Origin of the sequence: Sphingobium sp. AntQ-1, assembly GCF_028538045.1 — a bacterium.
Classification (GTDB): Bacteria; Pseudomonadota; Alphaproteobacteria; order Sphingomonadales; family Sphingomonadaceae; genus Sphingobium; species Sphingobium cupriresistens.
Genome location: NZ_CP117158.1, coordinates 3,255,143 through 3,276,935 on the forward strand (window position 1 = coordinate 3,255,143; position 21,793 = coordinate 3,276,935).

Here is a 21,793-nt window from a genome sequence, read left to right on the forward strand (position 1 = left end):
AGCCGAAGAACAGAAAATACAAGGAGAAGCCGAAGATGCCTGAAACCACAGAGCCGTTCGCCGACTATCCCGTCAAAAACGCTTATCGCCATAAAATGGCGGACGATGGCCGGGAATCCGCGACCCACCAGTTCGTCTTGCCGCAATATGGCATTGCCGGCTTCTATTATCCCACGGTGCGCGCCAACGGCCATGCCAAGGGACGCCTTCACCTGTTCGGTCCCGGCCTAAGCGCGCCGATCGAGGAGGAAGTCGAGCAGATGGTGTCGGACGACATGGACTTTGACGATTGGCGCTTTGGTCCCTTGCTGATGGCTGTGCGCGAGCCGTTCAAAACGATCGATCTGGGCTGGGTGGGCGATCGCATCCAGTTCGAAGGGCAATGGAGCGCGATTCATCCGCCCTATGCCTTCAGTATGCATCCCAAAGGCAACCCGCCCTATTATGGTGATGATCGCACCGAGCAGCATGGCAGGATCAAGGGCAATCTGCGTATCGACGGAAAGGATTTCGCGCTCAACGATTTCATGATCCGCGATCATAGCTGGGGGCCGCGCGTCTGGGGCCTCAACCAGCATTATAAATGGTTTCACGCCACCACGCCGAGCGTGTCGGTGCATTTCTTCGAGATGATGTCGTTCGGCAAGGTCGAAACGCGCGGATATCTGTTCAAGGACGGCGTCATGCAGCATGTCCAGAACATCGACTATGACATCGATTATGACGACGACATGATGCAGGAGCGCTTCCGCGTCACCGTCACTGACAGCGACGGGCGGTCGGTCTTCGTCGATTGCCGGGCTTTCGCGAAATATCAGCTCGACCTGGACCCGGCCGTACTGTTGAACGAAGCCGTGGTTACGGCCACGGTCGACGGAGAACAGGGCACCGGCTGGTGCGAATTCTGCTGGAACCGCGACTATCTCACATTCGCCAGGCCCTATGTTCGGCGCTTCGCCTGGTGAAGGAGGATATCGCCATGCCGATGACGCTTGCCGGCCGCGAGGACGTGGACGTCTGGGACAGGTCCGAGATGGAACCGCGCATCCGCCACATATTGGAACGAACGGTTCGCTTGCGCGATACCGGTCCTTATCGACCCAAGTCCGACGCCGAGGTGATGGCGATGCTCACCGGATTCTTCGCGGCCAAGGGGCTGGAGGAAATTGCGATCAGCGACGTCGAACGCATGTCGGGCGGCGCATCGAAGGAGCAGTTCGCCTTCACGCTGAACCATCGCGAAGACCCGCAAGGCGAGCGGCTGGTGCTGCGGATGGACCCGCTTGAGGCGATCGCCCAGACCTGTCGCGGCCGGGAAGGGGAAATCCAGGCGATCATGGGCAACCACATGCCGGTCGCGCCGGTTCGGTGGTTCGATGCAGATGGCGATCTGTTGGGGCAGCCGGCCGTCATTCTGGGCTTTGTGCGCGGCGTGACGCAACCCAGCGAGGGCGGAAGCGGCGGTGTGTCCGGCATGGGGGGGCGGCTGGGCAGCCTGATCGACCGGTTGGCGCCGCAATATATCGACGCGCTCGCCACCACCCATCGTTTCGACTGGTCGCGGGCGCGGCTGCGCTTCTTCGACGCGCCGCGCGGTGGTGGCAATCAGGCGGCGATCTGGCAGGTCAACTGGTGGTCGCAGGTCTGGTGGGATTGTCTGGTGGAACCCGTGCCGGTCGTCGCGCTCGCCGAGCGGTGGCTGCGCGAAAATGCCCCGGTGTGCGATCGGCCGATGCTGGTGCATGGCGACCTGCGCATGGGCAATTTCATGTTTGAGGAACCGAGCGGCAAATTCACCGCCGTCCTCGACTGGGAACTCGCCCACATCGGCGATTTTCATGAGGATATCGCCTGGACCATGCAGAAACTGTTCGGCGCTTGGGGCGACGACGGCGTCTTTCTGGTCAGCGGCCTTCTGCCCCGTGACGATTTCGTCACGCAATATGAGGCTGCTTCCGGCAATCGGATCGACCCGGTCAGGTTGCATTATTATGAAGTGCTCAACGCCTATAAATGCGCGGTGATGGATCTGGGGCAGGCCATGCGCGCCTCGATCGCCAGCAACAATCACCAGGAAGTCGTGCTGACTTGGCTTGGCTCCGCTGGCGCCGTTTTCCTGAGCCATATCGTCCAACTCATTCGGAAGGGCTGACCCATGCTGCCGAGTATCGATTTGCGCATCTCGAACATCATCAAGGCGCTGGAACAGGTGGTCCTCCCGGCGCTGACCGGGCGCGAGCGACTCGCCAGGGACCAGGTCAATCTGTGCATCGGTCATTTGCGGATGATCGCGCAGCAATGGCGATGGGCGGCAGCATTCGAAGCCGGTTCCTTTCAAGCCATGATCGCGTTGGCGGAGGAGATGGAGCCTTCCGTCGATAGCAGCTATGCCGAGGAACTGACGCAGGCGATCGCGTCGGCGAAGGCGGTGGACGGGCAGGATCTGGCGGCCGTGGAACATGCCATCGTCGCGCTGGGCGGCCTGATCGACCGCATCATCCTGGGCGAAGATGGCAAGGTGGCGCTGGCCCCCGCCGTCTGGGAAGCCGTGCTGGACTATGGCGAAAAACAGGCGTTGCGCGAACGCACATGGTTCGCCGCCACCGGCCTGGACCCCGACCGGCAGGAATTGCCGAGCATCGCGGGGATGATGGCGGGATGAAGCACGAAAACCCCGTCCTGCCAGAGCATGATCCCGCCGGCGCGCTGGCGCAGATGGTCGCGGATACGCGCTACGCCGACTTGCCGGCTGGCGTGATCGATCTCGCCAAGCGGGCAATCCTGGACACGCTGGCGGTGACGATCGCGGGTTCGGGCTGGGAGGTCAGCCCCGCCATCGCCGATCAGGTGGCGGAATGGGGCGGGGCGCCGCAGGCGACCGTGCTGGTCCACGGGCACAAGGTGCCCGCGCCCATGGCGGCGTTCGCCAACGGGGTGATGGCCCGCGCCATCGACATGGGCGACGTGCATGAGACGGGCGGTCATGTCACCGAATGGAATGTGCCGGCCATGCTGTCCGTGCTGGGCATCGCCGCAGGGCCAGTCAGCGGCCGGGATTTTCTGACCGCTTACATCACCGGCGCGGAAGTGGGCGTGCGCGCCAGCGCGGCGCTGAACCTTGTCCGCTATCATACGACCTGGGGTATGCCGGGCGAATGGAACGGGCCGCTATGCGCCGCCGCATCGGTCGCGCGCATCCTGGGTCTGAACGCCGACGAGACATGGAACGCGATGGGCATGGCCTATACCGTTCATGGCATGTCGGAATATAATAAATATTCCGAAGGCACGCAGATGGCTCGCGTGCAGCACAGCTTCGCCGGCGATACGGCGGTCAAGGCGGCGCTGTTGACGCGGCGCGGCGTGACGGCGCCGCGCGGCATATTTCAGGGCGTGCCGAGCGGCATATTGCGACATGTCGCCTGGGACGACGTGCGGCCCGAATTGCTGACCGACGGTCTGGGCGCCCGCTGGCAGCTGGCCGAAGGGCTGTCGATGAAGCCCTATTCCGCGTGCAAATTCACCCACAGCTTCATCGCCAGCACGGTCGCCATTATGCAGGGCGAGGGGCTGGACTGGCGCGACATCGAGCGGATCGACTGCGTCGGCAGCAACAGCGCGCGCATGACATTCGAGCCAGCGGCGGCGAAATGGAACCCGCGCAGCGTTCCCGAAGCGATGTTCAGCGCGCCCTATACGATCGCGACGGCGGCGATCACCGGCGGCTTTTTCCTGCAGGATCTGCATGTCGACCGGATCATGGACGAGGAGCGGCGCGCATTGATGCAGCGCGTCCACATCATCGCCGACCCCGCCCATGTCGATCAGTTTGAGGGCTTTTCCGTCACGATCGTGCTGACGGACGGCCGCCGTTTCACCCATGTCACCCCCTATGTGAAGGGCCATAGCCGCAATCCCATGGACTGGGACGATCTGGCCGACAAGCTGGGTCGGTGCGCGCCCTTCGCCGCCGTCGCGCTGCCGCAGGCGAAGCTCGACCGGCTGGTCGCGCTTTGCCGCGCCATGGAAGAGGTGGAGGATATGCGCGACGTCCTGACCTTGATGACCGCCTGACATTCCGACCTTTTCGCAACATTGGAGAACATCATGAAGGCCGCCATTCTCAATAGCCTCGACGGCTCATTCCAGATCGAGGAGATCGACATCGATGCGCCGCGCGGCCGCGAGGTGCTGGTGGAGGTGAAGGCGTCGGGGCTGTGCCATTCCGACCTGCATTTTGCCGAGCAGGACTTCGGCGTACCCTTGCCGGCTGTTCTGGGACATGAGCTGGCGGGCGTCGTCCTGGCGATCGGCCCGGAAGTGCGCGAGTTCGTGGTCGGCGATCATGTGGTGGGATCGCTGATCCAGTTTTGTGGTCATTGCCGCGCCTGCATCGGTGGGCGGACCTATCAATGCACCCATCCGGAAGAGACGCTGCGCGACGATCCCGACCATGCGCATCGCCTGACCCGCAATGGCGAGGGGGTCGCGCAGGTGTTCGGCACGGGCGCCTTTGCGGAACGCGCGCTGGTGCATGAAAACCAGCTTGCCAAGGTGCCCAAGGAACTGCCCTTCGCCCAGGCATCGCTGCTGGGTTGCGGGACGATCACCGGCGCCGGCGCGGCGATCAATACGGCGTCGGTCCGGCCGGGCGATACGGTCGCGGTGATCGGCATCGGCGGGGTCGGGCTGAACGTGATTTCCGGCGCGCAACTGGCGGGCGCGGCGCGGATCGTCGCGATCGACATGCAGCCGAAGAAGGAAGAGCTGGCGCGCAAGTTCGGCGCGACCGACTTCATCGATGCATCCGCAGGCGACAGCGTGGCCGCGGTGCAAGCGTTGATCGAGGGCGGCGTCGATCACGCATTCGAGGTGGTGGGCATCAAGGCGACGTCGGAACAGGCGATCAAGATGGTCCGCAAGGGCGGCGGCGCCTATCTGATCGGGGTGCATTCGCCTGCCAATACGATCGACGTCAATGTCACGATCGACCTGCTGACCAATCAGGTCGACCTGCGCGGCGTCTATATGGGGTCGTCCAACATCAAGCATGACATACCGATGTATGCCCAACTATATCTGGAGGGTAAGCTCAATCTGGACGACCTGATTTCGCGCGAGATTAACCTGGCCGACATCAACGACGCCTATAAGGAATTGAAGGGCGGCGCGATCGCGCGCAGCGTCATCACATCCTTTTAAAGCCTGCATGTTGGCGAGGCAAAGCGCGTAAAGTGACAAAGTCGCCGCAAATCGCACCGGACTATGTCACCTTATGTCGCCTTTGACGGCCGCCGCAGCCTTTGGCGTTACGAGAAGGACGTTGGGAATCGTCCTGACGCGAGGCGCAGTGTCGAGGCTGACGATGTCAAAGAAGCCGCGTTGGCTTCATTGCATAAGGGAGAGGCTGTAGGACAGCGGGAATTTGATCCGATTCGATCCCGCTCAAGAGGGACGATGGCGTTGACGACATTCGCATCGCAGCGCTGCTCGTTCATGGGCCGCCTCAGCCCGGAATTTCGAACAGGCCGGCGGACCCCATGCCGCCGGCCACGCACATGGACACGATCGCCCAACGCACGCCGCGCCGCCGCGCCTCGATCAGGGCATGGCCCGCGATGCGGCTGCCGGTCATGCCGAAGGGATGGCCGAGCGCGATGCCGCCGCCATTGACGTTGATCTTTTCTGGATCGATGCCCAGGAAATCGCGGCAATAGAGATATTGGCTGGCGAAAGCCTCGTTGATTTCCCACAGGCCGATATCCTCGACCTTGAGGCAGGCGCGATCCAGCAGCTTGGGTATGGCGAAGATCGGGCCGATGCCCATCTCCTCCGGGGGGCAACCGGCCGACTGGAAGCCGCGATAGAGGCCGAGAATCTCGCGTCCCTCCGCCTTGGCCGTCGCATGGTCCATCACGATCTGGGCGGAGGCGCCGTCGGACAGCTGGCTGGCGTTGCCCGCGGTCACGAACCTGCCTTCCTTCACGATCTGGCCGTCGCGCCAGACCGGCTTCAGCCGGGCCAGCCCTTCCGCCGTGGTGTCGGCGCGGATGCCTTCGTCCACCGACAGCGTCAGCGTTTCGGTGCCCGACATGCTGCCGTCTTTCTCGACGATATTCTTGGTGACGGTGATCGGCGCGATCTCTTCCGTGAAGCGCCCGGCCGCAACGGCGGCGGCGGCGCGCTGATGGCTGATGGCGGCGATCTCGTCCTGCGCCTGGCGGCTGATGCCGTAGCGTTCGGCGACGATCTCCGCCGTTTCGATCATCGCCATATAGGCGTGCGGCTTGTGGTCCAGCACGGCCGCCGGGCGGGCGCGATGGGTGGGCGCATAGTCGCGCGTGTGGGTGATCGATTCGACGCCGCCAGCGACCGCGACATCCATGTCGCCCGCGATGATGCCGCGTGCGGCGAAGGCGAGCGCGGTGAGGCCGCCGGCGCATTTGCGATCGACCGACGCGCCGGGGATCGAATCCGGCAGGCCGGCGGCGAACACGGTGGTGCGGCCGATGTTGAAGCCCTGATCGCCCCATTGCGAGCCCGCGCCGAAGATGACGTCGTCGATCCGGGCGGGGTCGATGCCCGCGCGGGCGATGGCGGCGTTGACCGCATGACCGGCCAGCGCCGGGGCGTCGGTATCGTTGAAAGCGCCGCGCGCCGCCTTGGCGATGGGCGTGCGGGCGGTGGAGACGATGGCAGCTTCGCGCATGGACATTCTCTTTTCAGCGGATGGTTTCGAAGAAATCGGTGAGCGCGGTCAGGAAGGCGGCGCGCGATTGATGGTGCAGCCAGTGACTGGCGCCGGGGAAACGGATCAGCCGGTGATCGGCGATGCGGGCGAGCCGGTCGGCCGAGGGTTCGGGAATCCAACTGTCCCCGCCATAGGCCAGCAAGGTGGGGCAGGCGATGGCCGCCAATATCTCGTCCAGATCGACGCCATGGGCGTCTTCGGGCGCGCGATTGCGGCAGGCGTCGTCATATTTCCAGCGCCAGCCGCCTTCGACGGTCCGGGTGACGCCATGTCGGGCGAGATGGGCGATGGTTTCTGCGTCCACACCCGGATTATGCGCCGCCATGCGCGCCGCCGCCTCTGCGACATCGGCATAGATGCGGGGCGTGCGTCGCCGGTCGCGGCGCTGGCCATCGATCCATTCGCGCAGGCGGACGGGGTAGGGTTTGGGCGCTTTCGCCTGATCGCGGATGATCGGCAATTCGACGCCCTCGATGCTGCAGAGCGATCGTACGTGTTCGGGGAAAGTAGCCGCGAAGCGCAGGGCGATGTGGCCGCCCATCGAATGGCCGACGAGATGGAGACGATCGAGGCCAAGCGCATGGACGCAGTCGGCCAGGTCGATCACATGGTTGGACAGGGCGTAGGAGCCGCGCCCGGTCCAGTCGCTGTCGCCATGGCCGCGCAGGTCGATGGCGACGACATGATGGCGGTCGGTCAAGGCGCTGGCGATCCAGTCCCAATTATATGCGTGGTCCAGCAGGCCATGCACCATGAGCACTGGAGCCGCCGCCGGATCGCCCCATGTCAGGACATGGCGGCGCGATCCGCGGATATCGACGAAGGCGGAACGGGGCGCGATCATGGGTCAGCCCGCGACCGGCTGGGGTCGCAGCGCGCGGCGCAGTATCTTGCCCGTCGGCCCCTTGGGCAGTTCGTCCAGAACGGTGACCGTGGCGGGCACCTTGTAGGCGGCCAGGTGGGTGCGGCAATGGGCGAGCATTTGATCGGGCGTCGGGTGGCGGCCGGGCTGAAACGCGACAAAGGCGACCGGGACTTCGCCCAGCATCGCGTCCTCGCGCGCGATCACCGCCGCTTCCGCGACGCCGGGCACCTGATAGAGTATCTCCTCTATGTCGGCGGGGTAGATATTCTGGCCGCCGCGAATGATGACGTCCTTCTTGCGATCCACGATAAAGGCGTAGCCGTCCGCGTCGAGATGGCCGATGTCGCCGGTTCGCAGCCATCCGTCGCGCAGCGCCATCGCGCTGTCGATCGGCGCCCGATAATAGCCCGCCATCAGGTTCGGCCCGCGCACGATGATTTCGCCGTTGACGCCGGTGGGGCAAGGGGCGCCGCCATCGTCCATGATGACCAGATCCATGCCGTCCAGCACGCGGCCGATGGTGCGTTCCCGCTCCATCGCGCCGTCGGCGCCGAGCCGGACCTCAGTCAGGGTGACGAGCGCGGTCGCTTCGGTGAGGCCATAGCCGGTGAGCAGTCGAGCGTCCGGCGCGACTGCCAGCAGCCGTTGCAGCAGGGCGGACGGCACCGGCGCGCCGCCAGTCATGATCGTGCGGAGCGAACCGAGCGAATCACGGTTGGCGGAGGGATGATCGAGGATTTTCTGCAGCATCGTCGGCACGGCGGGCAGGAAGGTGCAGCGGTGCGCCGCGATGGCGTCGATGCAGGCGGTCGCGTCGAAGCGCGCGTGCAGGACCAGCGTGCAGCCGGTCACCAGCATTGCGTTGATGCACTGGTTAAGGCCAAACGTGTTGTAGAGCGGCAAGGCGCACAGGATGACGCTGTCTCCGTCCAGGCCCAGCCAGCCCGGCGTGCTGTCATAATTGGCGGCGAGATTGGCGGCGGACAGCATGACGCCTTTCGCCTTGCCCGTGGTGGCGCTGGTGAGAAGGAGCATGGCCATCTCCTCCGGCTGGAGCGGAACGGGCGCAGGAAGGGGTGTGGCCTGCTCGATCGCGCGCGGTAGCGACCGGCGGTTCGCGTGGTCCCCCGGCGCGTCCAGCAGGATCAGCGGGCAATCCATGTCGGCGTCCAGCGCGTCGGCGAGGTCGCGGGTGGTGACGATATGGCCGAGCGCGCAGCAAGTTACGGCGTGGCGCACCTCGCCCGCGCGATAGAGGATGTTGATGGGAGTCACCACCGCGCCGAGCGCGAACAGCGCCTGTTGAGCCAGAATGAAGTCGGGCGAGGCGCGCAGCAGTAGCCCGACATGGTCGCCATGGCCAATACCCAGCGCGGCAAGGCCGCCGGCCATCGCCTGCACACCTTGCGCCAGCCTGGCGAAGCTGTGCGTCGCGCCCTCGAACACCAGTGCCGTCCGGTCGGGCGACTCGGCCGCGAGGCGAAAGAGGCGGGTGGCGCGATTAGCCATTGTGCGCATCGGCCAGAGCGGGCAGCGACAGGCCATAGCTGGCGGTCGCCGTGCCGGCGAACAGGGCGTGCTTTTCCGTGGCGCTGGCGCCGGCGGCCAGCCGCTTGAAGGCGTTCCAGAGCGTGGCGTAGGAATACATCGCCTTGTCGACGGGGAAATTGCTTTCGAACATGCAGCGGTCCGCGCCGAACAGGGCGATGCCGCGATCGACATAGGGGCGCCATGCGTCGGCCAGTTCGATCGAAGATGGCGGCGCGTCGCGTTCATGCCAGCGCGCCCCGCAGATGATCATGCCGAAGCCGCCGATCTTGACGCGAACATTGGGGCAGCGGGCAAGATCGGCCATGTCCTGCGACCAGCGCTGGAAATTCTCGTCCGCGCGTCCTTCATAGGGGCCGACGCCGATGATGCAGCCGATATGGTCGAGGATGATGGTCAGGTCGGGCATGGCCCGCGCCAGCGCTATCAGTTCGGGGATCTGCCGGTGATAGAGCATCGCGTCATAGACGAGGCCCGCCGCCTGCACCCGCGCGAGTCCGGCGCGGTAGGCCGGGTCGGCCAGCATCCCTGCGGGAGAGGGGCGCAGCACGATGCCGTCGGGGAAGAGTTCGTCGCGGGACACCGAATGGCGGATGCCGCGCAGTCGGCCGTCGGCGGCGTCCATATGGGCGGCCAGCACCTCCTCCACCGCATCGCCCAGCATCAGGTCGGCATGGGCGACGATGCCCGCGGCGACCGCGGTGGCCGCGCCGCGTCGCGCCGCCTCCGCAGCGATGGCGGCGACCGCTTCGGTCTCGCCCACCGGCGCCAGATGGCGCGGCCCGCCTGCGCGATAGGCATAATGGGCCTGGACGAAGACGGTCGCATCGATCCGGTGGGCTTCGCCCAGATCGGCCAGCAATTGGTCGAGCAAATAGGGGATGCCCGCTTCCACCCACAGATGATGATGCGGGTCGATGATCGGCAGGTCGGGATCGATGGCCTCTTCGCGGGCGTGGGCCAGCCACGCCGGATTCGGCGCCGGATAGCGATAGCGGCCCGTTACGTCCAAACCCATATCCTACCTCTCCATTTTGCTTTGCCCGATAATGTTTCGGATAAAAGTAAAAAGCAATCTCCTTATTCCATCATCATAATCGCCAATTTCGCCGGGGAATAGACCATTTTCATTCCTATCAGTAAAATCCGACTAATCGTCGAATTATCTTGACTAGGGCATGGAGGGCGGCATAACCAGGGCTACAACGCCGTTCACCGCTTCAAGCATGGGAATGGTGCTGGGATGAGGAATGCACTGATGGCGCTAAGCAAGGTGGGGGTCGTGGCGACCGCCCAGACAGAATTTCGACCTGCCTGGAACAATGCCCAGCATATCGATCTGATCTCTTCGGTGGTCACGTCGGTATTCAAGGGTTCAGGCCTGACGATCGATGATGTGGACTTCATCATCGATTCCGGCAGCGACGTGCTCGATGGCCGGTCCATTTCCAACTGCGGTTTTCTCGGCGCGCTCGGCGCGCACCACAAGGAAGAAGCGCGCGTCGAGGAAGACGGTCTTTGGGCGGCGCTCTACGGCGTTAACAAAATCCGCTCCGGCTCGTCCTCGGTCGGTCTGATCGTGGCCTATAGCAAGCCGTCGGAATCCAATGTCGACCTCTATTGGAACGCGCAGGTGGAGCCCTTCTACCAGCGTCCCGTCGGCTTCGGCCAGCGCGCCGCCAACGGCATATTGGCGCAGCGTTATCTGGCAGAAAGCGGGCTTTCGCGCCGCGATCTGGCTGACCTCGTCGCCGAACGCTGGGCCGCTGCCGCAACGTCGGGCAAGGTGGCGATCGACGACCTGCCTGACGCAGATGCGGTGCTCGCCGCCGAGGAAGGCGCCGCCCCGCTCACCGAACTGATGTTCGCCCGGCCCGTAGACGGCGCGGTCGCCGTGCTGATCGCGCGGGAAGATATTGCCCGGCGGGTCAGCCGCAATCCCGCCTTCATCACTGGTATGGGCACGTCGATGGACACGCACAGCCTCGCTGCGCGCGAGGCCGGCCGACTGTCGTCCGCCGCCACGGCCGCCGCCATGGCCTACCGCAATGCCGGCTGGGCGTCGGCGGATGCGGACATTGCCGAAATCAGCGGATCGTCGGTGATCGGCGAATTGCTGGCGATCGAGGCGCTGGGCCTGGCGGAAGCGGGCAAGGGCCTGTCGGCAGCGCGCGACGGCAAGGTCGCGATCAACCGGTCGGGCGGCGCTTTGCCGGCCGATCCGATCATGGCGACCGGCCTCGTCCGACTGGCGGAAGCCAGCCGGCAACTGAGCCAGCCTGAAACGTCCAGCGGCGGCGCTCCGCGCCGCGCCATCGTCCACGGCGCCGGCGGCGTCGGCATGCAGAACAACTGCGTCTTCACTCTCGAGGTTTGATCATGGGCCGTCATGTTGGAATAATAGGGGTCGGACAGACCCATCATGCACGCCGCCGGACCGATGTCAGCCAGGCGGGCCTCGTCCGCGAGGCGGTGGACCGCGCGCTCGCGGACGCCAAGCTGAGCATGGAGGATATCGACACCGTCGTCGTCGCCACCGGTCCGGTGCTGTTCGCCGCGGTCAATCAGCCGGAAAAATGGGTGGTCGATGCGATCGGCGCGCAGGGCAAGTCGGTGGTCCGCCTGACCAGCGGCGGCGGTGCGGGCTTCGCCGGGGCGCTGGCCGGCTATTATCAGGTTGCGGGCGGCTTCTCCGAACGCACTTTGGTGGTCGCCTATGACAAGCTGTCCGAAGGGCAACTGCAATATTCGATCTCCACCCTCTACGATCCCTTCTGGGGCCGGGAGTTCGCAGTCGGCATCATGGGCTTTTCCGCCGCCTACTGGCGCGCCCGCATGGATGTGCTGGGCCATACGGAGGAAGCCGCCGCCATGGTCGCGGCCAAAAACCGCAAAAATGCGATCGCCAACCCCTATGCGCATGTGAAGAAGGAGGTGTCGGTCCAGGACGTCCTCAATTCCAAGCCGCTCTGCTGGCCGATCAAACTGCTCGACGTGCCGCCCATTTCGGATGGCGCCGCTGCGATCGTGCTGTCGTCGGAAAAGATGGCGCATCATTCGACCAGCCGCCCGGCCTGGATCAGGGGCATGGCCTATTGTTGCGAAGCGGATAATGCGCCCGAACGGTCGCTGATGCTGTCGGAGCCGTTGGCGATCGCCAGCCGCCAGGTCTATCGCGCCGCCGGCATCACCAATCCGCGCCGCCAATTCGACGTGGTCGAGGTGCAGGAGCCATATAGCTGCTTCGAACTCAATTATTATGAGAGCCTGGGGCTTTGCCCGCCCGGACAGGCGGCCGAGCTGATGGCGTCCGGCGCGACGCAACTGGACGGCGACATACCCGTGAATCCGTCGGGCGGCTGCATGGGCGCGAACCCCATCGGCGCGGTCGGCGTGATCCGCCTGATCGAGGCGGCGACGCAGGTCATGGGCAAGAATGAAAGCCACCAGATCAAGGACGCCAAGACCGCGCTTGTCCAATCGGGCGGCGGTTGGGCCAATCTGCGCGGTTGCGCCGTTCTGAGCGCATAAGGAGAGACACGATGTTTTCCGCACCGGACAGTTATCCGATCGACCTGCCGACTTTCCACAGCGAGATCAACCTGCCCTATACGCTGACGCCAGGCCGCGCGGCGGGCACTTTCCTGGCGGAGGTCAAGAACCGCAGGATCGTGGCGTCGCGCTTCGCGTCGGGGCAGGTCGTCGCACCCGCGCAGGATTTCTCCTCCACCGGCGGCGAAGAACCCGAAGCCTTTGTCGAAGCGCCCCATACAGGCGTGCTGACCGCCTTTACCCGCGTCGATGGCCAGGTGATCGGCTTCATCCGGCTCGATGGCTGCGACAATGATTTCCCGCACCGCATCCTCGCCGAACTGGACGACCTGTCGATCGGCCAGCGGGTCGAGGCGGCATGGGACGACAGCGTCGAACAGTCGATCCTGGCAGTCAAGGGTTTCAAACCCGCACCCGACGCCCCGCTCGGTACGGTCAAGCCGCTGGAGACGATGGAAGAGCCGCTGGGCGTCATCCCCTATGCTATGAAGCTGGACTATGAACATGCCTATGGTCCCTATTATGGCCGCATGTTCGATGAAATCCGGGAGAATGGCCGCTTCATGGGCGTGCGATCGCCCGGCAGCGACGTCGCTTTGCTGCCCCCGCGCGAGATTGACGATGTCGCGCACAGTCGCACCGGCACCTGGAAGGCGTGTGAGGACACCGGGACAATCCGCGGCTGTTCCATCATCAACATGGAAGTCTATGGCCAGACCCGCAAGGTGCCCTATGTCTATGCGGAGATCGTGCTGGACGGCGCATCGACCCGCATGATCCATGTGATCGAGATCGACAGCCTGGAAGAGGCCAAGGAGAAGATCAAGCCGGGCACCCGTGTCCGCGCCGTGTGGACGCAGGGCGAGCGCAAGGGCCGCGTGTCCGACATCGAACGCTTCGAGGTTATCGAGGAGTGAGCCACTATCGCATCACTTCCCTCCGGCTGGGCGAGCTGTATCTGCCGCATGGCGGATCGGTTATGCGCGATCCGGTGCATTGCTGGCTGGTCCGGGGGGAGGGCCGCACTATCCTGGTGGATAGCGGGATGGCGGACATCCCGACCATCCACAAGCGGTTGCGAGTGCAGGGCACAGGCGGCGGTCATCCGGCGCTGATCGCGGCGCTCGCGGCGGAGGGGCTGACGCCGACCGACATCAGCCATGTCGTCCTGACCCATATGCATTTCGATCATGCCGACAATCTCGACCTGTTCCCCGATGCTTGCGTCGTCGTGCAGCGGGCCGAGTTGCTGGCGGCGGTCGATCCGGTGCCATCGCAGCGGATATTCTATTGGAAATCGACGCTCGACAATCTGATGGCGCGCAAACGCCCGGCGCAATTGATGCTGCTGGACGGCGACCATCAGTTGTTTCCCGGCATCCGCCTGCTGTCCCTGCCCAGCCATACCGAAGGGATGCAGGTCGTCATCGTCGATACGGCGAAGGGCAGGGCGGCGATCGTATCGGACCTTGGCGACCATTATCGCTACTGGTTCCCCGCCGACGCCCGCGCCACCAGCCATCCGCAACGGTCGCTGACCGGCGCCTATCTGACCGGCAACATCCGCAGCGAGAGCGAGCGCGACTGGCAGCGAGCGATGCGCCGCGTGCAGGACAATAGCGACATCGTCATTCCCGCCCATGATTTCCGTATTCCGCGCAACATTCCCGAACAATGGTTCGCGATCCCCGATTCCACCGACGGCGACCTGGCGCATGAACCGCCTGAGCCGGCCGCTTCCGCATGAGGATGCCCCATGGTCTATAATAATCTGCTCTACGACGTCAGCGACCGGATCGCGACGATCACGCTGAACCGGCCCGACGCGATGAATGCGACGACCGACGAACTCTATCAGGAATTGCAGGATTTGCTGGGCAAGGTCGCGGCCGACCGGGACGTTGGCTGCATCATCCTGACCGGCGCGGGGCGCGGTTTCTGCGCCGGCGCGGACCTCAAGGCGCGCAAGGACGACATGACGCCGCTGCAACGGCGGACCCGGCATCGCTGGATATTGAAGGATATATTGGAGCCGCTGTTCCGCATCGAAAAGCCGGTGATCGCGGCGGTCAACGGTGCGGCGGCCGGGGCGGGGTTCAACATCGCGCTCGCCTGCGACTTCATCGTGGCGAGCGAGAATGCGAGCTTCATCCAGGTCTTCGCCCGCGTTGGGCTGGTCCCGGACCTGGGCGGGCTCTACCTGCTGGGCCGGGTGATCGGCATCAACAAGGCCAAGGAGCTTTGCTATACCGCCCGCAAGGTGTCGGCGCAGGAAGCGGCGGCGCTGGGCATCGTCAATCATGTGGTGCCGCATGACGAACTGCTGGAGCGCGCCCGCGCCATCGCGGCCAAGATCACCGCCGGATCGCCGACTGCGATCGGCATGACCAAGACGCTGCTGAACAAGGCCAGCAACGCCACGCTCGATCAGATGCTGGAATATGAAAGCTATGCCCAGACAGTCGCCTATCTGACGCCGGAATATGAGGAAGGCGTGCAGGCGTTCCGTGAAAAGCGCGCGCCCGATTTCGCCGCGGCCGCCTTGAGGGGCTAGAATCATGGATTTCAGCTATAGCCCGCAGGAAGAGGGGTTCCGCGCAGACCTGCGCGCCTGGCTGGCCGATGCGCTGCCGTCGGGCTGGGGCGAGACGGTGTTCGAACCGGAGGATGAGGACGAACGGGCGATGTTCCGCCTCGCCTGGGAGAAAAAGCTCCATGCGGGCGGGTGGAGCGGGATCAACTGGCCAGTGGAATATGGCGGGCGCGGCGCCACGCTGGTCGAGCGCGCGATCTTTGCCGAGGAGATGGCGCGGGTAGGCGCGCCCGAAGGGCTGAACATCATCGGCCATAATCTTGCCGGGTCCACCATCCTGCGGCACGGCACCGAAGCGCAGAAGCAATATTTCCTGCCCCGCATCCTGTCGTCGGACGATGTATGGTGCCAGGGTTTTTCGGAACCCAATGCCGGGTCCGACCTGGCGTCGGTGCGCACGCGGGCCGAGCGGAGGGGCGACAGGTTCATCGTCAACGGCCAGAAAATCTGGACCAGCTTTGCGCAATATTCGCAATGGTGCTTTGCGCTGGTGCGCACGGACCCCGACGCGCCCAAGCATAAGGGGCTGAGCTTCCTGCTGATCGACATGAAAAGCCCTGGCGTCTCGATCCGCCCCTTGCGCCAGATTTCGGGCGAATGCGAATTCAACGAAACCTTTTTCGACGATGTCGAAGTGCCGGTCGCCAATATTGTTGGCGACATCAACGACGGGTGGCGCATCGCGATGACGACGCTGGCCTATGAACGCGGCCCGGAAGATGCGCTGGGGCGTCAAATTCGGTTCAGCCAGGAACTGGACAAGCTGATCGGCACGGTCGCCGCGACGCCAAGGGGCGACGCCATGCTGATCGACGATCCGATCGTGCGGCAGAAACTGGCGCGTGCGGTGACACAGGTCGAAGTCATGCGCCTGAATGCGGTGCGGACATTCAGCAAATATCTGAACGGCGATGATCGCGGGCCGGACGCCTCCGTCATCAAACTCTATTGGAGCCATGCGGCGCAGAATATGTATGAGGCCGCGATGGACATATTGGGACCGACGGCCCCCATCGCCGCGCCCGATCCGCTGAGCGCGGGCGGCGGGCGGTTCCAGCTGAGCTATCTCCAGTCCAAAGCCTTCACCATCTATTCCGGCTCCTCGGAAATCCAGCGTAACATCATCGGCGAGCGTATGCTCGGCCTGCCGCGTTAGGGGGACGGCGCCATGAATTTTGGCTTCAACGAAGAACAGAAGAGCTTGGGCGAAACCGTCGCCGCGCTGCTTGCTGACTTCCCCGCGCTGACCGGGCCTGACCCGGCGCAGGCGCGCGATCCGGCGGTCTGGCGGGCGCTTGCCGACCTTGGCCTGTTCGCGCTGCTGGTGCCCGAAGCGCAGGGCGGCGTAGGGCTGACGCTGGTCGATGTTGCGTTGGCGATCGAGGCGCTGGGCGCGGGGCTTGCGCCACCGATCGCGGCGTCCACGCTGATCGCGACCGACATCATCGCGCGCGAAGGCACGGCGGCGCAGCGCGAAACGCTCTTGCCGCGCATCGCGACCGGAGACGTGCGGATCGCGCTGGCCGTGATGGAGGACGGGCAGGGGTACGACCCGGCGCAGGTGCGCACCATGATGGGCGGCAATGGCGTGACCGGTGTCAAGATATTGGTGCCGGACGCCGACATTGCCGACATGATCCTGGTCGTGGCGCGCGTCGATGACCGTGTCGGGCTGATCATGCTTTCGCGCGATGCGCGGGGAGTGGCCATCCGCCATCATGCTGACATTGATCCGTCCAGCGGCCTGTGCGAAGTGACGCTGAACGGCGCGGCGGTAATGGACGGGGCGTTGATCGGCCATGCTGGGTCGGGCGATGTCATATCCCGACTGATGGACGCCGCCGCGATCGTCTATGCCGGCATGGCGATGGGCATCGCCGCGCGGATGCTGGACGCATCGGTCGACTATGCGAAGACGCGGGTGCAGTTCGGCCAGCCGATCGGCGCGTTCCAGTCGATCAAGCATCGCTGCGCCGACATGGCCGTGGCGGTAGAGGCGGGGCGTTCGGCGGCCTATTACGCTTTCTGGACCGCAGCGGAAAATGATCCCGATCGCAGCCGCGCCGCATCCATGGCCAAGGCCTATTGCGGGGAAATCGCGCGCGACGTCTGCAACGAAACGGTGCAGATCCATGGCGGCATGGGTTTCACATGGGAATTGGGGCTGCACCGCTTCCTGCGCCGGGCCAAGGTGATGGAGCATGGCTTTGGCAACCATGTCTGGCATTATGAGCGCATCATGGCGCAAACGCTGGCCGCGCGTGCCGTCGTTGCGGATGCGCGTGCGGCCTGACGATGGACCTTTCATCAAATGGTGCCGACCCGATGAGCGAACAATTGCTGCGTGACATTGAGATATTGGCCGACCTGTTCAAGGCCGGTGGATGGACCGAATTGCGGGTCGAAAGCGACGCGATCAGCCTGCTGCTGTCGCAGGACAGGGCAGCGCCGTCGCTGGATGGCGCGCAACCGGCGAGCGTGCCCGTCGCCGCCCCGCCGCTTGCCGGCGCACAATCGCAGATCATGACAGATGCGCCTGGCGCGCAAGCCAGCGCAGGCCCGATCGATCCGGCATGGACAGCGGTAAAGGCGCCCAATCTGGGGACTTTCTATCGCGCGCCCAAGCCCGGATCGCCGCCCTTCGTGGAGGTCGGGCAGCGGGTCGAGGCGCACAGCGAACTGTGCCTGATCGAGGTGATGAAGCTCTTTACGTCGGTGAAGGCAGGCATCGCCGGGACGGTTCGGCACGTCGCGGTCGCCGACGCCGATCTGGTCGAGGGTGGACAGCCGCTCTTCTACATCGCGTGCGATTGAACCTTCAGAAAAAAGCGCCTTGTGGCCGCGGGAGAGTATAGGCAAATGGCTCATATCGAATTTCTCGACGAAACGATGCGCGACGGACAGCAAAGCCTGTGGGGTTTGCGGATGCGCGCGGGCATGGCGCTGCCGGTGTCGTCGCTGATCGACAGGACCGGGTTCAAGACCATCGACCTGACCGGCGGCGGGATGCTCGACGTGCTGACGCGCTATTGTCAGGAAAATTACTGGGAAGGGCTGGACCTGCTGGTCGCCTCCATGCCCAATACGCCGCTGCGCGCGGGCCTGCGCGCCAACGCCAACGTCACGTTCAGCGTCAGCCCGCGCGCATTGATGGACCTGTGGGTCCGCCGCCTCTGTGCGCATGGCGTGCGGTCCTTCTGGATATATGACGTGTTGTTCGGCTTCGACAACATGCTGCGCCTGGCCAAGGTCGCCAAGGAAAGCGACGCCTGGGTGGCGGCCGCCGTCATGTTCGCGCTCTCGCCCGTTCACACCGATGCCTATTATGCGGAAAAGGTGCGTGTGCTGGCGGCCAGCCCGGATGTGGACAGCATCCTGCTGTACGACACGGCCGGCGTGCTGGAGAAGGAGCGGCTCCAGACCCTGATGCCTGGCATCGTCGCGGCAGCCAATGGCAAGCCGATCGAATTCCACGCCAACAATCTGCTGGGCCAGACCGCCAAGGCCTATCTGGATGCGGTGGACCTGGGCGTGTCCGTCCTCCACACCGCCAGCAAGCCGATGGCGAACGGCCCGTCCGTGCCCGCGACCGAGACGATGGTGCGCAATATCGAGTTGAAGGGCCATACGCATAATCTGGACACCAGCCTGTTTCAGCCAGTTGCCGATCATTTCCGCGCCGTCGGCAAGGCGGCGGGATTCCTGGTCGACCAATATGCCGAATATGATATTTTCTCGATCGAGCATCAGATCCCCGGCGGGATGATGGGCACGTTCAAGGCGCAACTGGCCATGCACAATATGACCGACCGGATCGGCGATGTGCTGGCGGAGGTCGCGGCGGTGCGCCGGGAACTGGGCTATCCCGGCATGGCGACGCCGTTCAGCCAACTGGTCGGCATCCAGGCAGTGCTCAATATCGTCACCGGCCAGCGTTATGGCACGGTGCCGGACGAAGTCGTGCAATATGCCGCCGGCTTCTATGGCGACACAGTCGCGCCGATCGACGCCAATGTGCTGGACCGGATCATGGGCAGCGCACGGGCGAAGGAAGTGCTCGACAATCCCCCGCCAGATCCCGACCTGGCCGAATTGATGAAACAATATGGCACGCAGGACGAGGATGAACTGATCCTGCGCGCGACCGTGCCGCAGACGGACATCGACAAGATGCGCGCAGCAGGACCAGTACGCCGCGACTATCCTTTGCTGTCGTCGCCGGAGTTGGAACAGATGCGCAAGCTGATGCAGGTCGCCACCATGCCGGTGGTGGAACTGAAGTCTGCGGGGCTGACCCTCAGCCTGCGGAGGGACGGCTGATGCGGCACAGACGTCGCTGACGCGCCTTTTCAATCCCCTTGGCATGTTCGGTAAGGAGCAGGAAATGACCTCCGAAAAAATGGATGACATTCGCGACAGGAACCTGTCCAAGGACGAGTTGAAGGCACTGCCCGATCTCGTGAAAGAGGAACTGGAAAAGCATCGGCAACTCTATTTGTCCGATCCGGTCGCCGCGCATTATTGGGATCCCATCGTCATTGGGACGCCGGGAGGTCCGGTATCCTGTCTCTTGCTGCATCATATGGGGCGCAAAAGCGGGAATTGGCTCAGCACGGCGTTGCAATATTATCGGTTCAACGGCGACATATTGATCGTTGCATCACGCGGCGGGACCGAAGAGCCGCCAAGCTGGTATCTCAACCTGATGGCCAATCCCCAATGTCGCGTGCAAGTCGGCGGAAACGGCGCAACCGCCCACGCCCGCGTGATTACGGGCGAGGGCCGTGGCGCCTATTGGGATCATATCACGCGCGAACAACCTGCCCAGATCGAGTATCAGCAGCGTTGCCGACGGGAAATACCGATCATCGCCCTTGATGTTGCGGCAGGCGTCATTTTGTGAGTTTCTGGCGCTTCATCGCGCCAGATAACCCCCATCGACCGGATGATAGGCGCCGGTCATGAAGCTGGCGAGCGGGGACACCAGAAAGCAGACGGCAGCGGCGATTTCCTCTGGCTGGGCGATGCGGCCCAGCGCGTGCAGGGCGGCAATCTCTCCCATCTTTTCGCGCGTGGCTTGCTGGAGCAGCGGCGTTTCGACATAGCCCGGCCCAACCGCATTGACGCGAATACCCATCGGCGCGCCCTCCAGTGCGGCCGCCTTGGTCAGGCCGACGATGGCGTGCTTGCAGGTCGTATAGGCCGATGCGCCCGGCGCCGCCACGGCGGACATGACCGACCCGATGTTGACGACCGCACCGCCGCCCGCATCGCGCATCGCCGGAATTTCGGCTTTCAGGCTCAGGAACACGCCATCCATGTTCACCGCCGCCACCCGCCGCCATTCGGCAAAGGACAGTTCGCTGATCGGCGTGTGGGTGCTGGTGACGCCGGCATTGTTGATCGCGATGTGGAGTGCGCCGAACTGCGCTTTCGCAAAGGCCACCATGGCGAAGCAGGACGCCTCGTCGGTCGTGTCCGCCGCCGTGCCCGCCGCATTGGGGCCGAGTGTGGCGGCCAGCGCCCGCGCCGCATCGCCGTTCAGGTCAGCGATGACCACCTTGGCGCCGGCGGCCAGCAGCGCTTCGACACAGGCCTTGCCGATGCCCGATGCGCCGCCCGTGACCAGGGCTATCTTGTTCGTCAGGTCGATTGCGGTCATGTCTTTTGCCTTATCGTTGGATCTTCGCTTGCCAGTTCGAGGATGAAGTCCTCGATCGCCCGGTTCACCCGGCGCGGATTGCTGATGTTCACGGCATGGGGACCGCCCGGCACCAATGTCACCACACGCGGATCGGGAACGCCCTGCGCCGTCAACAGCCCCAGTTCGTGCGAGGTGGCGACGTCGGCAAGGCCATGGATGACCGCCACCGGCATCGTGACTTCGTGGAGCCTGTGGAACAGCGGGTCGATCGAGCCAAGCGCGCCGGTAGCGTCGCGCACCTGCGCCTTCGTCACGCGCGCCCAGGCGTCGTGCCAGTGGCGGTGGTCGACACCTGGTCCCAGGATGAAGCTGCTCAAAAACCCCAGCTTTTCCGGGTCAGGGCCGTTGGCGATCCAGTCGCTGATGTGGCGCGCGAAACTGTTATCGTCGCTCTTGGGCGCTTCGCCCGCCTGGGTCGAAAGCTGGACGAGGCCATGAAAACGCTCTGGCGCGAGCAGCGCCGCGCGCATACCGACCAGCCCGCCCTGGCTCATGCCGACATGGATCACTTTGTCGAGGCCCAGCGCGTCCATCATCGCCAGCATGTCGCGCGCCGAATCCCAATAATCGAACGGCCCTTCCCAGACCGTATCGCCATGCGCCCGCGCGTCCCACGCGATGCAGCGCCAGCGGTCGGCGAAATGGGCGATCTGCGGGGCGAACATCGATCGGTTCATCATATAGCCATGGCTGAACAGGATCGCCGTCCCCCCGTCGCCGCCGCTATCGTCCAGCGCGATCGTCGCGCCGGTGGGCAGGGATATGCTCTGCAAGTCGCGT

At 64.4% G+C, this 21,793-nt stretch carries 21 protein-coding genes; 15 read left to right on the plus strand and 6 right to left on the minus strand.

Annotated features, from left to right (window positions below):
- The first annotated feature begins 35 nt into the window (after positions 1-35).
- The 5 genes from sphantq_RS16370 to sphantq_RS16390 are packed head-to-tail and all read left to right on the plus strand — an operon-like array spanning position 36 to position 5,202.
- Complete coding sequence (locus sphantq_RS16370) at positions 36-965, plus strand: DUF7064 domain-containing protein (protein ID WP_066601349.1); 930 nt, start codon at positions 36-38, stop codon at positions 963-965.
- Between the two features lie 14 nt (positions 966-979).
- Entirely contained in the window at positions 980-2,152 is a 1,173-nt protein-coding gene (locus sphantq_RS16375) for a phosphotransferase family protein (protein ID WP_272799005.1), read from the plus strand.
- Between the two features lie 3 nt (positions 2,153-2,155).
- The gene (locus sphantq_RS16380; protein ID WP_272799006.1) at positions 2,156-2,662 is read left to right on the plus strand and encodes a hypothetical protein; all 507 of its coding nucleotides are present in this window, start codon (positions 2,156-2,158) and stop codon (positions 2,660-2,662) included.
- A complete protein-coding gene (locus sphantq_RS16385; RefSeq protein WP_272799007.1) occupies positions 2,659-4,074 on the plus strand; it encodes an MmgE/PrpD family protein in 1,416 nt (471 codons plus the stop codon). The genes sphantq_RS16380 and sphantq_RS16385 overlap by 4 nt, the downstream gene beginning before the upstream one ends.
- Positions 4,075-4,107: 33 nt before the next feature.
- On the plus strand, positions 4,108-5,202 hold the full coding sequence (locus sphantq_RS16390) for an alcohol dehydrogenase catalytic domain-containing protein (protein WP_066601353.1): 1,095 nt from the start codon (positions 4,108-4,110) through the stop codon (positions 5,200-5,202).
- Between the two features lie 304 nt (positions 5,203-5,506).
- On the opposite strand, the gene sphantq_RS16395 is transcribed toward sphantq_RS16390, so the two are convergent.
- From sphantq_RS16395 to sphantq_RS16410, 4 genes are read right to left on the minus strand one after another with little or no spacing between them, the layout of a single operon-like run.
- Positions 5,507-6,709: an acetyl-CoA C-acyltransferase gene (locus sphantq_RS16395; protein ID WP_129926553.1), complete on the minus strand. Its 1,203-nt coding sequence runs from the start codon at positions 6,707-6,709 to the stop codon at positions 5,507-5,509.
- Positions 6,710-6,722: 13 nt separating this feature from the next.
- Positions 6,723-7,595, minus strand: coding sequence for an alpha/beta fold hydrolase (locus tag sphantq_RS16400; RefSeq protein WP_201785478.1), 873 nt, complete (start codon positions 7,593-7,595; stop codon positions 6,723-6,725).
- Positions 7,596-7,598: 3 nt separating this feature from the next.
- The gene (locus tag sphantq_RS16405; protein WP_272799008.1) at positions 7,599-9,125 is read right to left on the minus strand and encodes a class I adenylate-forming enzyme family protein; all 1,527 of its coding nucleotides are present in this window, start codon (positions 9,123-9,125) and stop codon (positions 7,599-7,601) included.
- The gene (locus tag sphantq_RS16410) at positions 9,118-10,182 is read right to left on the minus strand and encodes an amidohydrolase family protein (protein ID WP_272799009.1); all 1,065 of its coding nucleotides are present in this window, start codon (positions 10,180-10,182) and stop codon (positions 9,118-9,120) included. The genes sphantq_RS16405 and sphantq_RS16410 overlap by 8 nt, the downstream gene beginning before the upstream one ends.
- A gap of 240 nt (positions 10,183-10,422) precedes the next feature.
- Here sphantq_RS16410 and sphantq_RS16415 point away from each other — a divergent pair, with 240 nt between their 5' ends.
- From sphantq_RS16415 to sphantq_RS16460, 10 genes are all read left to right on the plus strand, one after another.
- Positions 10,423-11,541 (plus strand): thiolase C-terminal domain-containing protein, encoded by a 1,119-nt coding sequence (locus tag sphantq_RS16415; protein ID WP_272799010.1) that lies wholly within the window; start codon positions 10,423-10,425, stop codon positions 11,539-11,541.
- A gap of 2 nt (positions 11,542-11,543) precedes the next feature.
- On the plus strand, positions 11,544-12,695 hold the full coding sequence (locus sphantq_RS16420) for a thiolase C-terminal domain-containing protein (protein ID WP_272799011.1): 1,152 nt from the start codon (positions 11,544-11,546) through the stop codon (positions 12,693-12,695).
- Positions 12,696-12,706: 11 nt separating this feature from the next.
- Positions 12,707-13,633, plus strand: a complete 927-nt coding sequence (locus sphantq_RS16425) for an OB-fold nucleic acid binding domain-containing protein (RefSeq protein WP_066601365.1) — start codon at positions 12,707-12,709, stop codon at positions 13,631-13,633.
- A complete protein-coding gene (locus tag sphantq_RS16430) occupies positions 13,630-14,463 on the plus strand; it encodes an N-acyl homoserine lactonase family protein (protein ID WP_129926548.1) in 834 nt (277 codons plus the stop codon). Before sphantq_RS16425 ends, sphantq_RS16430 begins: the two co-directional genes overlap by 4 nt.
- Positions 14,464-14,472: 9 nt before the next feature.
- Positions 14,473-15,270, plus strand: a complete 798-nt coding sequence (locus sphantq_RS16435; protein ID WP_272799012.1) for an enoyl-CoA hydratase/isomerase family protein — start codon at positions 14,473-14,475, stop codon at positions 15,268-15,270.
- A gap of 4 nt (positions 15,271-15,274) precedes the next feature.
- Positions 15,275-16,465: an acyl-CoA dehydrogenase gene (locus tag sphantq_RS16440; RefSeq protein WP_066601370.1), complete on the plus strand. Its 1,191-nt coding sequence runs from the start codon at positions 15,275-15,277 to the stop codon at positions 16,463-16,465.
- A gap of 12 nt (positions 16,466-16,477) precedes the next feature.
- The gene (locus sphantq_RS16445) at positions 16,478-17,602 is read left to right on the plus strand and encodes an acyl-CoA dehydrogenase family protein (RefSeq protein WP_066601374.1); all 1,125 of its coding nucleotides are present in this window, start codon (positions 16,478-16,480) and stop codon (positions 17,600-17,602) included.
- 32 nt (positions 17,603-17,634) lie between these two features.
- Complete coding sequence (locus tag sphantq_RS16450; protein ID WP_082679104.1) at positions 17,635-18,123, plus strand: acetyl-CoA carboxylase biotin carboxyl carrier protein; 489 nt, start codon at positions 17,635-17,637, stop codon at positions 18,121-18,123.
- A 45-nt stretch (positions 18,124-18,168) separates the two neighbouring features.
- Positions 18,169-19,629 (plus strand): pyruvate carboxylase, encoded by a 1,461-nt coding sequence (locus sphantq_RS16455; protein WP_272799013.1) that lies wholly within the window; start codon positions 18,169-18,171, stop codon positions 19,627-19,629.
- Between the two features lie 64 nt (positions 19,630-19,693).
- Positions 19,694-20,212, plus strand: a complete 519-nt coding sequence (locus sphantq_RS16460; RefSeq protein ID WP_165363607.1) for a nitroreductase family deazaflavin-dependent oxidoreductase — start codon at positions 19,694-19,696, stop codon at positions 20,210-20,212.
- A gap of 12 nt (positions 20,213-20,224) precedes the next feature.
- On the opposite strand, the gene sphantq_RS16465 is transcribed toward sphantq_RS16460, so the two are convergent.
- Both sphantq_RS16465 and sphantq_RS16470 read right to left on the minus strand, forming a co-directional pair.
- Complete coding sequence (locus sphantq_RS16465) at positions 20,225-20,971, minus strand: SDR family NAD(P)-dependent oxidoreductase (RefSeq protein ID WP_066601382.1); 747 nt, start codon at positions 20,969-20,971, stop codon at positions 20,225-20,227.
- Positions 20,968-21,786, minus strand: coding sequence for an alpha/beta fold hydrolase (locus sphantq_RS16470; protein WP_272799014.1), 819 nt, complete (start codon positions 21,784-21,786; stop codon positions 20,968-20,970). The genes sphantq_RS16465 and sphantq_RS16470 overlap by 4 nt, the downstream gene beginning before the upstream one ends.
- Positions 21,787-21,793 lie beyond the last annotated feature (7 nt).